Below are 12,814 nucleotides of genomic sequence, written 5' to 3'. Positions count from 1 at the left end.
GATGGCGATGCTCGGCCTCCTGCTCCTCTTCAACCTCGTCATCAACCCGCAGCTCTTCGCGATCACGGTCAAGGACGGCCACCTGTACGGCAGCGTCATCGACATCCTGAACCGCGCGGCGCCGCTCATGATCATCGCCATGGGTCTCACCCTGGTGATCGCCACCCACGGAATCGACATCTCGGTGGGCGCGGTCGTCGCCATCTCGGGCGCGGTCGCGGCGGCGCTGATCGGCGGCGAGCTGGCCCTGCGCGGCGGGACCGGCATGGAGGACGTGACGCAGTTCCCGCTGCCGATCGTCATCGGCGGCGCGCTCGGCGTGGCGCTGGTCTTCGGCATGTGGAACGGAGCGCTCGTGTCGCTGCTCGGCCTGCAGCCGATCATCGCGACCCTGATCCTGCTCGTCATGGGCCGGGGCGTCGCCCAGCTCATCACGAACGGCCAGATCCTCACGATCTATTACAGTCCTTACCATGTCATCGGGAACGGCTTCCTGCTGGGCATCCCTGTCTCGCTGTTCATCGTGGCGGGCGTGGGCGCCGCCCTCTGGCTGCTGACCCGCAAGACCGCGCTCGGCATGTTCGTCGAGGCGATCGGCGTGAACCCGATCGCCTCGCGGCTGGCCGGGATCCGCGCGCGCTCGATCACCTTCGCCTGCTATGCGGTGTGCGGCCTGTGCGCCGGCATCGCCGGGCTCATCGTGAGCTCGAACGTCAAGAGCGCCGACGGCAACAACGCGGGCCTGCTCTTCGAGCTCGACGCCATCCTGGCCGTGGTCCTGGGCGGGACGTCGCTCTCCGGGGGCAGGTTCACGCTGGCGGGGAGCGTCATCGGCGCCCTCATCCTCCAGACGCTCACCACCACGATCTACTCCGTCGGCGTCCCGCCCGAGGTCAACCTGGTGGTGAAGGCCCTCGTCGTCTTCCTGGTCAGCATCCTGCAATCGCAGAAGGTCAGGGATCTCATCGGAAAGCAGCGCGCAGGGAGAGTGGCCGTTCCATGAGCAACACCGCAGCTGCGGCCAGGCCGTCCGTCCGGATCCCCCCGAGGCACCTGCCGCTCGCCGTCACCATCGGCCTCTTCGCGCTCCTGTTCGGGGCCGGGTCGTGCCTGTTCGAGGGGTTCTTCTCGCTGCAGGTGTTCCTCAACTTCTTCATCGACAACGCGTTCCTGGCGATCGCCGCCATCGGGATGACCTTCGTCATCCTCTCCGGCGGGATCGATCTCTCGGTCGGCTCGGTCATCGCGCTGACCACGATGGTCTCGGCGTCGCTCGTCGAGCACCACGGCGTCAGCCCGGCCGTGGTCATCCCGCTCGTCCTGGCCATGGGCGCGGGCTTCGGCCTCGTGATGGGGTTGATCATCCAGTACTTCGAGGTCCAGGCCTTCATCGTCACGCTGGCGGGCATGTTCCTGGCTCGCGGGCTCTGTTACCTCATCAGCATCGAATCCATCACCATCAGCCACGGCTTCTACGTCGACGTCTCGTCGCGCCGCATTCCTTTCCTGTTCGACACGTCGATCACCTGGAACGTGGTCATCGCCCTTGTGCTGTTCGCCGCGGCCGTCTACCTCGCGCACTACACGCGCTTCGGCCGCACGGTCTACGCGATCGGCGGGAGCGAGCAGTCCGCCCTGCTCATGGGCCTCCCGGTGCCGAGGACCAAGGTGCTTATCTACACCTTGAGCGGGTTCTGCTCGGCGCTGGCGGGCGTCGCCTTCACGTTTTACATGGTGTCCGGCTACGCGCTGCACGCCGGCGGCATGGAGCTGGATGCCATCGCCGCCGTCGTCATCGGCGGCACCCTGCTGACCGGCGGCTTCGGCACGGTCGTCGGGACCCTGTTCGGCGTGCTCATCCACGGCACCATCCAGACCCTCATCATGTTCGAGGGCACGCTCAGCTCCTGGTGGACCAAGATCGTCATCGGTCTGCTCCTCCTCGTCTCCTGCCTGCTCCAGCGGCTCTTCGAGCGACGCGCCCGGCCGGCATGACACGAGCGGGATGAAGGGAGCGCCGTTCAAGCGCGTGTTGCGCCAACAGGCCTTCGTGCTCGTGCGATGATCGTTCTGGAGTCGCGCGGGAATTCATAGTTTCACGACAAGCAGCTTGGAGGTCACCATGCGTTCATGGGCAGCAGGATTTGTCACCTTCGTTGGATTGATCATCGTGGGTTGCGCCTCGTCCGACACAGAGCCCACCTCGGAGGCGTCGAGCGCCTCGTCCGGGGCGACCGCGGGGAGCTCCGCGGGTCAGGGTGGATCTGGAGCTGGAACCGGAACCGGTACCGGTAGTGGAGGCGGCTCCACGAGCGGAAGCGGCTCCACGAGCGGGGGCGGCTCCACGAGCGGGGGCGGGGCGCAAAACGAGGGCGGTTCTCCGAACGCCGGCGGTGGCGGCGCCGGCGGCGCGGCGGGCGGCGATGCCTCGTCCACGGGCGGCAGCATGAGCCCTGGCTGCGGCGTGCCCACGAGCTTCAAATGGGAGTCGTCACCCGCGCTGATCACCCCGCCGAGCGGCTCTGTGTCCATCAAGGACCCGACCGTCCTGTTCCATGACGGCAAGTGGCACGTGTACGCGACGCACTATTCCAACAGCTACAACATGACGTATCTGAGCTTCACCGACTGGGACAAGGCCGGGGCGGCGCCGAAGACGCTCCTGAGCACGAACCCCAACCTGACCGGGTACAAGTGCGCCCCGCAGCTCTTCTACTTCGCGCCGCAGGACCTGTGGTACCTCGTCTATCAGAGCCAGCCGCCCACCTACTCGACCACCAAGGATCCGAGCGACGTCCGATCCTGGTCAGCGCCTCGGACCTTCATCGCGAACGAGCCCGCGATCGTCACCCAGAACAAGGGTTCAGGGACGTGGATCGACTTCTGGGTGATCTGCGACGACGCGAATTGCCACCTGTTCTTCTCCGATGACAACGGGCACCTCTATCGAAGCCAGACCAGCAAGGCCAGCTTCCCGGCTGGCTTCGGCACGCCGGTCATCGTCATGAGCGACGAGAGGTTCGACCTGTTCGAGGCCGCCAACGTCTACAAGATCAAGGGCTCGGACAAGTATCTTCTGATCCACGAGAGCATCGGCGACGGTCGGTATTTCCGCTCCTGGACCGCGGACAGGCTCGACGGGGCCTGGACGCCGCTGGCGGACACGCAGGCAAACCCCTTCGCGGGGAAGAGCAACGTCACGGGCGCCGGCTGGTCGAACGACGGGATCAGCCACGGTGAGATGCTCCGCGATAACCCCGACGAGACCATGACGATCGACACCTGCAACATGCAGTATCTCTTTCAGGGCCGGACCAGGGCCGGGGCCGAGTACAATTTGCACGAGTACAGCCTCGGACTGCTCACGGATGCGAGGTGATGTGAAGCCGTGACGATCCGAGCCGCTCGGACGAGCCCTGCGCTGGCATCCGTGGGCCTGCCGTCTCGAGCGTGAACGGCCGCGCGGCTGACAAGATCGCGCGCGCCACCGGAAGTCCCCTCGGCGACGGGACGAAGGGCGCGCCGCCCTCGCTGCGCCAGGCGTGATCAGACCGGCACGCTCCGGGAATACCTGAGCCGATCTGAGAGCCGCGAGCCTGGGGACTCCAGCGCGCCGCCCTGCGCGGGCAACGGGCGACAATCGACAACCTGGGTGATCTGGCAGGGCGAGCAGGCAGGCTCCGTCCTCCGCTGCAGCCTCGTGGTCACAAGGAGCTGCGTGCTCGCGTCTCTTTGTGTCTCTGATCGCGAAAGCGCACCTCGCGCGTGCGCTGGGGGCGTCCATGCGAGTGAACAGCCGGGAAGGCCGCACATGACAATCACGGAAGAAGATTGCAGAGCCAACGAATTGACGCGATCCAGCCAGGAGACCGCCCGCGCGCGGCGCGCCGGTCGTCCGTGCGCCGGCCCAGGCAAGCGAGCGCTCGGCGCGCTGTGGACCACGTGGAGGCCCATGGTGCGGATGGGGATCCTCTGCGGGGTGCTGCCCCTCTCCTTGTCGGTGCTGGGGGGCGCTTGTTCGGGATCGGACGGCGCGTCGCCGAAGCCCGGCGATCCGGGCGCGCAGGCGGGAGGAGGTGCAGGCGCGCCGACGGGAGGTGATGGCGCAGGCGCGCCGACGGGAGGTGGTGGCGCAGGCGAACCGACGGGAGGTGGCGCGGGTGAACCGACGGGAAATCCGGACCCGCCGCACCCCGAGGATCCGGAGAAGTACGTCGCGTTCGAGCCCGGGCCCGAGCGCTTCCCCATGGTCGCCGCCGGCAAGGCCGCGCCGCTCGTCGTGAGCTCGAGCGACTACGCGGGCGTTGTCCGGGTCGTGAGCGACCTCAAGACCGACATCGGCCGGGTCACCCAGGTCGAGCCCGAGATCTCGCTCGACGAGATCCCGGCGGCGGACGACGTGGTGATCATCGGGACCCTGGGCAAGAGCCCGCTCGTGGACCAGCTTGTGAGCGAGAACAAGCTCGATGTCACCGACATCGCAGGCCGGTGGGAGACGTCCCTCCTGCAGGTGGTGGACAACCCGGCGCCGGGCGTTCGCCGCGCGTTCGTGATCGCCGGCAGCGACCAGCGCGGGACGATCTTCGGCGCGTACGACGTCTCCAGGAACATCGGCGTGTCGCCCTGGCACTACTGGGACGACGTCCCGGCGCACAAGCACGGCGAGCTGTACATCCTGCCCGGGCGCTACTCGCAGGGGGAGCCGAAGGTGAAATACCGCGGCTTCTTCATCAACGACGAGAACCCGGCGCTGGGCACCTGGGCGCGCAACACCTTCGGCCCCGCGCCCAACTCGAGCCGCCCGAACGGCTTCAACCACGAGCTCTACGCCCACGTCTACGAGGTCATGCTCCGCCTCAAGGCCAATTACCTGTGGCCGGCCGTGTGGGGCAGGTCGCTCTTCGACGACGACCCCGAGAGCCAGGCGCTGGCCGCCGAGTACGGCATCGTGATGGGGACCTCGCACGAGGCGCCGATGATGCGGGCGCAGGACGAGTGGGATCGCTTCGGGCAATCCGGAGGCCGGTACGGCGGCAACGGGCAGTGGAACTTCGACAGGAACACGGAGGCGCTGAAGAAGTACTGGGCCGACAGCATCACGCGGATGAAGGACTACGAGAGCGTGGTGACCGTCGGGATGCGCGGCAACGGCGACCTGCCCATCGACAACGGCGGCAACATCGATCTGATGCAGCGGATCGTGGCGGCGCAGCGGGAGATCCTGGGCAAGGTCACGGGCAAGGACGTCACCACCATCCCGCAGGTCTGGACGCTCTACAAGGAGGTCCAGGCCTTCTGGGACGACGGCATGCGGGCGCCGGACGACGTGATCATCAACTGGTGCGACGACAACTGGGGCAACATGCGCGAGCTGCCCGATCTGTCGGCGCCGGAGCGGTCGGGCGGCTACGGGCTCTACTACCACTTCGACTACGTGGGCGGCGGCCGGAACTACAAGTGGGTCGACACGACCCTCCTCCCCAGCGTCTGGGAGCAGCTCCACCTGTCCTATCGCTACGGCGTCGATCGGCTGTGGGTGGTGAACGTGGGCGACATGAAGAACGAGGAGCACCCGCTCGAGTTCTTCCTGGACTACGCGTGGAACCCCGATCGGTGGCCGGCCGAGCGCATCCCGGTATGGGAGCGGCAATGGGCGGCGCAGCAGTTCGGGCCGGAGCACGCGGCCGAGATCGCCGAGGTGCTGACGATGTACTCAAGGCTCCAGTCGCGCCGGAAGCCGGAGCTGCTCAACCGGGTCATCACCCTCAACGCGAACGCCAGCATCGCCACGAACCCCAGCAGCGCCGTGGTCTACGCCGACGGCAGCCCCTTCAGCCTGATCCATTACGGCGAGGCGGAGCGGGTCGTCGCGGAGTGGCAGGCGCTCGCAGCCGAGGCGGAGCGGCTCAACGAGGCGCTGCCGGAGGCGTACCGCGACGCCTACTACCAGCTCGTGCTCTACCAGGTGAAGGCCAGCGCCAACCTGTACGAGCTCCGCCTGGCCGGGTTCAAGAACATCCTCTACGCCGCCCAGAAGCGCGCCGCCACGAAGGACATGGCCACGACCGCCGAGGCCCGGCTCGCCGACGACAAGGCGATGTCGAGCTACTACAACAACACGCTGGCCGGCGGGAAGTGGAAGGGCTTCCAGACGCAGCCCAAGATCGGCTACGGCGGGAACTATCCGGACTCGGGCTGGCAGCAGCCGGAGAGGAACAACGTCGCCATCGAGGACTTCATCTGGCCGGAGCTCCGGCAGATCAGCCTGCCGAGCGGGGCCGACATGGGCGTGGCCATCGACGGGTCGGACCGGGTCTGGCCCGCGCAGGGCACGGCCGCGGTGCTGCCCGAGCTCACCCCGTTCCAGACCCAGCCGGCCCAGTACATCGAGGTCTTCAACCGCGGTCAGGCGCCGTTCGATTACAAGATCGAGCCGTCCGTGCCCTGGGTGAAGGTCTGGCCGAACAACGGCGCGATCGAGAAGGAAGTGCGCGCCACCGTGACCGTCGACTGGGAGGCTGCGCCCAAGGGGACCACGGAGGTGCCGATCACGGTGACGGGGCCGAACGGCAGCTCGGTGGTCGTCCAGGCCATCGTCAAGAACCCGGACGTGAACCGCGACGCGCTCGAGGGGTTCGTGGAGAGCAACGGGTACGTCTCGATCGAGGCCGAGCACTTCACGCGTGCCGTGGGCGCGGACCCGATCTCGTGGCAGCTCATCCCGGACATCGGCCGGACGGCCGGGGGTATGACGCCCTTCCCGGTCACCGCGGCCAGGCAGACGCCCGGCGGAGAGAGCCCGCACCTCGAGTACAAGATCAACACCTTCACGTCCGGGAAGGTGACGGTCTGGGCCTACCTGTCGCCGAGGAACAACGTGCTGCACTCCGACGGGCTGAAGTACGCCGTGTCCATCGACGACGGGCAGCCGCAGGTCGTCAACGTCACCACCGCGCTCAACGGCATCCCGATGAACAAGTCGTGGGAGAGGAACACGTCGGACAACGTGAATCTCACGTCGACCACGCACACCATCGCTCAGCCTGGCGAGCACGTGCTGAAGTTCTGGATGGTCGACCCGACCGTGGTGGTGCAGAAGCTCGTGGTGGACACGGGTGGGCTCAAGCCGAGCTACCTCGGGCCGCCGGAGAGCTACCGCGCGAAGCCGTAGCGAGGCGCGAGCGCGCAAAGGCCCGGGATCCCCTCGTGGGCGGGCGATCCCGGCCTGGGCCACCACCGACGCCCCAACCTGGGGCGACCCAACCTGGGTCGGGTCGACGGGGGGCGACCCAACCTGGGTCGGGTCGACGGCGTTTTGCCACACTGAGACACTCCGCGACGTCCGCGCGCGCGATGGAGCGTCGAGCGGCGTCAGGCGCACGACGGGAACATCGCGCCCCCTGCCTGGCACATAGCTTGCCAGCAAGAAGGCGATCGCTCACCCTAGAGACCCCTCCACCCTCATGCCCACCCGCTTTGAAAGTCTGATCGCGCGCCTGCGCAGCGTATGGAAGCCGACCAAGCAACCCACCGCCCCGCGCGCCTACCGTTGCCAGTGCGAAAGGCCGGTGTTCTTCCGCAACAGCGAGTGCCTCGCCTGCAAGACGCCGCTCGGCTATGAGCCCGAGCGCGCCCAGGTGCTGCCGCTGAAGCCCGGCCCGACCGAGGGCGACTTGCAGCTCTGGCACGATACGGCGGACCCGCCCCGCCTCTATCGACGCTGCGGCAACTTCGACTCGGCGTCGGGCTGCAACTGGCTCGTCCCGGCGGCCGCCGAGACGCCCGCGCTTTGCGACGCCTGCCGGCTCAACCGCACCATTCCGGACCTCTCCATCGCCGATCACGAGGCGCGATGGCGCCGCATCGAGACGGCCAAGCGACGGCTCGTGTCGCAGCTCCTCGCGCTGAACCTGCCGGTGAAGTCCAAGATCGGCGACGACCCGGAGCGCGGCCTCTGCTTCGACTTCCTCGCGTCGCCGCCCGACGGGCCCAGGGTGATGACCGGCCACGCCGACGGCGTGATCACCCTGAACGTCGAGGAGGCGGACGACGCCACGCGCGAGCGCATCCGCGCCGCGATGCGCGAGCCCTACCGCACGCTGCTCGGGCACTTCCGGCACGAGGTCGGCCATTACTACTGGGACCGCCTGGTGCGCGACACCGCGTGGGTGGCGACGTTCCGGGAGCTGTTCGGCGACGAGCGGCAGGACTACGCCGCAGCGCTGAAGACCAACTACGAGCAAGGCCCGCCGGCCGACTGGCCGCAGCGCTTCGTCAGCGCCTACGCCAGCATGCACCCGTGGGAAGACTGGGCCGAGACCTGGGCCCACTATCTCCACATGGTCGACACCGTGGACACGGCCCTCAGCTTCGGCATCGACGCCGACGACGTGGAGCTCGACGCCGAGCCCTGGGGCACCGACGCGCTGTGGCGACCGGACGCGCCAGGGGCCGAGGGCTTCCTCGGCTTCCTGAACGCCTGGGTGGAGCTGACGGGCGTCCTCAACGAGCTGTCGCGCAGCATGGGCCAGCACGACTTCTACCCGTTCGTGCTGCCGCGCCCCGCCGTGGCGAAGCTGCAGTTCATCCACCTCGTGGTGAACGGAGCCCCCGCCCCGGCGCCCGCCGCTACCCCAGCCCCTTCGGCCAGGTGAACGAGAAGGCGGCGCCGCGCCCGACGTCCGAGTCGAGCACGACGGCGCCGCCGCTGCCCTCGACGATCTTCTTCACGAGCGCGAGCCCGACGCCCGTGCCCTCCGACCTGTCCCGCGCCTCCAGCGTCTGGAAGATGACGAACACCTTGTCGTGGAAGCGCGGCGAGATGCCCGGCCCGTTGTCCGCCACCGTGAAGCGCCAGTGCGAACCGACGTCCGCGCAGGAGACGACGGCGCGGCCGCTCTCCCTGTCGCGGTGGTGCTTGATGGCATTGCCGATGAGGTTCATGAAGACCTGCTGGAGCAGCGTGCGCTCCGCCACGACGCTGGGCAGGAGGCCGGCGACCTCGACGCGAAAGCCACCCGGCGGCGACAGGAGATCCACGACCTCCCCGATGAGCGGGCCCACCGCGACCACCTCGGTGGGCACCCGGGTGCGCCCGACGCGCGAGTACTCGAGGATGGCGTCGATGAGCGCGTCCATGCGCTGCACGCGGTTGCGCAGGAGCTCCAGGTTCCGCTTCGATACCTCGCTCAGATGCTCGTGCTCGTCGTCCTCGATCCACTGCGAGAGGTTCGCGATGCCCCGGAGCGGCGCCTTGAGATCGTGCGACGTGACGTAGGCGAACTGGTCGAGCTCGCGGTTCGAGCGCTGCAGCGCCTCGGTGAGCCTCGCCAGCTCTTCCGCGCGCTGGCGCAGCGCGAGGTCCGCGCGGGCGCGCTCGATGGCGATGGCGGCGAGGCGCGTCGCGACGCGGACGACCTCCTCGTCGGCGGCGGTCGGCACGCCGGGCGACGGCCTGTACACGGCCCAGGTGCCCAGCACCTCGCCCTTCGAGGAGAGGATGGGCGTGGACCAGCAGGCGCGCAGCCCGAGCGGGAGGGCGAGCTGGCGGAAGTCGGCCCAGAGCGGGTCGGTCGCGATGTCCTCCACGACGACCGGCGCGCGGCGGTGGGCGGCGGTGCCGCACGAGCCCGCGCGCGGGCCGATGAGGAGCCCGTGCACCGCCGCGTTGTAGGACGCCGGCAGGCTCGGCGCCGCGCCGTGGAGGAGTCGGAGGCCGTCGTCGCTCGCGAGCAGGACGGTGAAGCGGCGGCCGGCCGCGAGCTCCTCGGCGTCGCTGCACAGCGCCTCGAGCGTCTCCTCCAGGCCCTGGTGGAGGGCGATCATCTCGAGCACCTTGCGCTGCCACGCGAGGAGGATCTGCTGCCGGCGCTGCAGCGTGGCGTCCATCATCGAGCCGATCATGCGGATGGCCTTCCCTGCCCCGTCGCGCAGCACGAGGCCGCGGTCGTAGATGATCGCGTACTCGCCGTCGGCGCGGCGGAAGCGGTACTCCTCGCTCCACGTCGTCGCGGTGCCCTCGATCGCGTCGTGGATGCTGCGGTAGACGCGATCGAGGTCGTCCGGGTGGATGCGGCCCATCCAGCTCTCGGGTCCCGGCTCGAGCTCGTCGAGCCGGTAGCCGAAGGTGCGCTCGAAGTTCTCGCTCCACCAGACCGTCTCGGCGGCGAAGTCCCAGTCCCAAAGGGTGTCGTTCGTGGCCCTGGCGAGGAGGTGGAAGCGCTGATCGCTGAGGCGCAGCAGGTCCTGCGCCCTGCGGCGCGGCGTCACGTCCTCGAGCGCGCCCTCGTAGCGCACGACGCGCCCGGTCGTGTCGCGGATGGCGCGCGCGGTGATGCTGACCCACACGCGCGTCCCGTCGAGGCGGACGAACTCGATCTCGTGGCCGTGGACGGCGCCCTCGCGGTCGAGGATGCCCATGATCTCCTGCCGCTCCCTCGGGTCGCTGTAGAAGGTCGGGACGGGCAGGTCGAGGAACCGCGTGTGATCCGCGTAGCCGAGGAGGCGCGCGAACGCGCGGTTCGCGTCGATGAAGCGCCCCTCGGGCGTGGTCGTGAAGAGCGCGACCGGGCACCCGGCGTAGAACGAGGCGAGGCGATCGTCGCCGGCGAGCGGGGCGAGCTCCGCCTCGGCGCTCGCCTCCTCGGTGCGGGTCGCTGCGTGGGATGGGGTGATGCGGAGGTCGTCGTTCATTCGGGAGGGATCTCGCGGCGGGGACACCTCCCTTTGAGCGCGCGCGCCCACGACGGCAAGCGTCATGCGGTCCGCCGCAGCATCCGGCGCACGCCCAGGCGGACGGCCGTGTCCGCCGCGCCGCGCGTGGCCACCCCGGGCGATCGCGGGCGCGCGCCCCAGGGACAGCCTCCTCGCTGTCGATCACCGGAGGCGAGAAGCGCCTCCGGCAGCGGCGGTGTGATGTGCTGAATGGGCGCGAGCGCTGCGAGGGCACAACGCCGCTCCTGCCAGGGCGAACGATGGATTCAGACCGCTACGGGACATCCATCATCGACAGGTTGACCGCGTCGCTGACCTCCTCCGCGCGGATGTGCTCGATCATCGCGTCGAAATCGTCCCAGTACCACAGCTGGTCCTCGTCGACCCCGAGGTGATCGTAGCCCGGGAGCCCGTGGTTCGTGAGCAGGACGATCATGAGGTCCCGCGCCGGATCGGGGTCGATGACCAGGAGCGTCCCGGCGCCGCCTGTCTTGCTGTAGGCGACGGTCGAGGTGTGATCGCCGCCGGGCCACGCGCCCGGATCGACCACCTCCCATCCGAGCCCCTTGCCCGAATAGAACAGGTTCTGGGCGAACGTGATCGCCGGCGTGGGGAGCCCGAGGTCGCCCGTCTGCAGCGTCGTCATGCGCTCCACCGAGGACCGCGACGTCACCCGCTCCCCCGGACAGACGAGGAGCATCGGGTTGCAGAGCACGTCGGGGCCCCGGACGTGGACGCCCCGGTTCAGGAGCATCTGCGCGAACTTCGCGAGATCGAGCGCCGTCGAGAACAGGCCGTCGCACCCGGTGAGGTGGCCGTGCTGAGAGGTGCCCGTGTTCTCCTCGACGTCGTAGTCGGTCTCGTCCTGGACCTCGCCCCGCAGGTAACGCCCGCGCACGCTCGACCAGGCCGTCCCGACGAAACGATCGCTCTTCGCCGGCATGTGGAGCTTCGGCCGGTACGAGGTGCTCGACATGTCGAGCGGATCGAAGATGTACGCCTTCATCAGGCTCTGCAGCGAGCTGCCGCCGGCCTTCTCCAGGACGTGACCGAGAAGGCGAAACCCGAGATCGCTGTAGAGGACCTTCCGGCTCGGCGTGTAGAGCAAGGGCGCCGTGAGCATCGTGTGCCAGCGGTCGCTGGCGCCCAGGACGCCGTTCGCGTCCATGTCCTCGCCCGATACGTAGCGCATCAGGTCCCTGATCGTCACGAGGCGCTTGTCCGGGTTCGAGGCGTCGGCGAACTCGGGGAAGTACGACACGACCGGGTTGTCGATCTTGAAGCCGGGGAACCGGCCGGACTCCTGCATCCTCATCGCCAGGAAGACGGTGAACGGCTTCGTCATCGACTCGAGATCGAAGATCCCGTCGAGCGGCATGGGCGGCGAGGGCATGTCCGGCCAGCTCGCGTTGAAGCCGTCCCGCACGCCCAGCGCCTCGTGGAGCACGATCCGCCCGCGGCGGGCGACGAGGAGGACTGCGCCCTTGAAGTCGCCGCCCGCGATGGCGTCCTCCAGCGCCAGCGTCGCGCCGCGCAGCCCGGCGCGGCTCATGCTCACGGACTCCGGCTCCGCAGGCTGAAGGCGACGCGGCCACGCGCCGCTCGAGGGCTGAGAGACAAGGCCGTGAGCGACGTCCGGCGCGCCGAGACACGCCAGGACCGCCACGCAAGACACGAGAAATAACGTCGTTCTCATGGATGATGTCTCCTCGCCAGAGCTGCCCGGCGACAAAAGATCGAGACCTTCATGATAACGCGTTCTCCAGCGCGTCAGCTAGCCAGGTTTGTCCCGACATGCAGGCTGGTTCCACCTGGGCTCACGCCGCGCGGACACGGCGTGTCAAGACGAAACGAGCTCTCTTGTGCGTAGGTGACGCCGCTCTGCACACGTGTCCGATGAGCGCTCGCCAACAGACACGCTGCCAGACGTGACACAGATCACACGTCGTGAGTCGCGGTGACTCCGGCGTCGTCGCTCCGTTGTGACGCGGCGTGACACCGGGGTCGCCGGCAGCGCCCACCCGGCCTGTCCGAGCGCTCCTCGACGGCCGGCCGCCCGCCCGCCCGCCCGCCCGCCCGCGCCTACCGGCGGTAGCGCCGC

7 protein-coding genes are annotated in these 12,814 nt (G+C 68.7%); 5 read left to right on the top strand and 2 right to left on the bottom strand.

Features of this window, described 5'->3' with window-relative positions; translation table 11 throughout:
- Position 1 precedes the first annotated feature (1 nt).
- The 5 genes from WME75_RS17325 (at position 2) to WME75_RS17305 (ending at position 8,654) form a co-directional block, all read left to right on the top strand.
- Positions 2-1,003, top strand: coding sequence for an ABC transporter permease (locus tag WME75_RS17325; RefSeq protein ID WP_437494857.1), 1,002 nt, complete (start codon positions 2-4; stop codon positions 1,001-1,003).
- Positions 1,000-1,995: a galactofuranose ABC transporter, permease protein YjfF gene (gene yjfF, locus WME75_RS17320; RefSeq protein WP_437492161.1), complete on the top strand. Its 996-nt coding sequence runs from the start codon at positions 1,000-1,002 to the stop codon at positions 1,993-1,995. Before WME75_RS17325 ends, yjfF begins: the two co-directional genes overlap by 4 nt.
- Before the next feature lie 451 nt (positions 1,996-2,446).
- Positions 2,447-3,379 carry a non-reducing end alpha-L-arabinofuranosidase family hydrolase gene (locus WME75_RS17315; RefSeq protein WP_437492159.1) on the top strand — a complete coding sequence of 311 codons (933 nt, stop codon included), beginning with the start codon at positions 2,447-2,449 and terminating at the stop codon, positions 3,377-3,379.
- Between the two features lie 582 nt (positions 3,380-3,961).
- Positions 3,962-7,171 carry a glycosyl hydrolase 115 family protein gene (locus tag WME75_RS17310; protein WP_437492157.1) on the top strand — a complete coding sequence of 1,070 codons (3,210 nt, stop codon included), beginning with the start codon at positions 3,962-3,964 and terminating at the stop codon, positions 7,169-7,171.
- A 292-nt stretch (positions 7,172-7,463) separates the two neighbouring features.
- The gene (locus WME75_RS17305) at positions 7,464-8,654 is read left to right on the top strand and encodes a zinc-binding metallopeptidase family protein (RefSeq protein WP_437492155.1); all 1,191 of its coding nucleotides are present in this window, start codon (positions 7,464-7,466) and stop codon (positions 8,652-8,654) included.
- Here the strand turns inward: WME75_RS17305 and WME75_RS17300 are convergent.
- Together WME75_RS17300 and WME75_RS17295 are read right to left on the bottom strand one after the other, a co-directional pair.
- Positions 8,629-10,692, bottom strand: coding sequence for a PAS domain-containing sensor histidine kinase (locus WME75_RS17300; RefSeq protein WP_437492153.1), 2,064 nt, complete (start codon positions 10,690-10,692; stop codon positions 8,629-8,631). The two genes, WME75_RS17305 and WME75_RS17300, sit on opposite strands and share 26 nt — an antisense overlap.
- A 295-nt stretch (positions 10,693-10,987) precedes the next feature.
- Positions 10,988-12,265 carry a serine hydrolase domain-containing protein gene (locus WME75_RS17295; protein ID WP_437494855.1) on the bottom strand — a complete coding sequence of 426 codons (1,278 nt, stop codon included), beginning with the start codon at positions 12,263-12,265 and terminating at the stop codon, positions 10,988-10,990.
- Between the last annotated feature and the right edge of the window lie 549 nt (positions 12,266-12,814).

It is taken from the genome of Sorangium sp. So ce1014 (assembly GCF_051521505.1).
Classification (GTDB): domain Bacteria; phylum Myxococcota_A; class Polyangia; order Polyangiales; family Polyangiaceae; genus Sorangium.
This window is presented reverse-complemented; position numbering and strand designations above follow the sequence as displayed.

Bases quoted from the DNA above. Each gene is read 5' to 3' on its own strand.
- yjfF (WP_437492161.1), top strand. From the start codon at position 1,000: ATGAGCAACACCGCAGCTGCGGCCAGGCCGTCCGTCCGGATCCCCCCG.
- WME75_RS17310 (WP_437492157.1), top strand. From the start codon at position 3,962: ATGGGGATCCTCTGCGGGGTGCTGCCCCTCTCCTTGTCGGTGCTGGGG.
- WME75_RS17325 (WP_437494857.1), top strand. From the start codon at position 2: ATGGCGATGCTCGGCCTCCTGCTCCTCTTCAACCTCGTCATCAACCCG.
- WME75_RS17300 (WP_437492153.1), bottom strand. From the start codon at position 10,692: ATGAACGACGACCTCCGCATCACCCCATCCCACGCAGCGACCCGCACC.
- WME75_RS17315 (WP_437492159.1), top strand. From the start codon at position 2,447: ATGAGCCCTGGCTGCGGCGTGCCCACGAGCTTCAAATGGGAGTCGTCA.
- WME75_RS17295 (WP_437494855.1), bottom strand. From the start codon at position 12,265: ATGAGCCGCGCCGGGCTGCGCGGCGCGACGCTGGCGCTGGAGGACGCC.
- WME75_RS17305 (WP_437492155.1), top strand. From the start codon at position 7,464: ATGCCCACCCGCTTTGAAAGTCTGATCGCGCGCCTGCGCAGCGTATGG.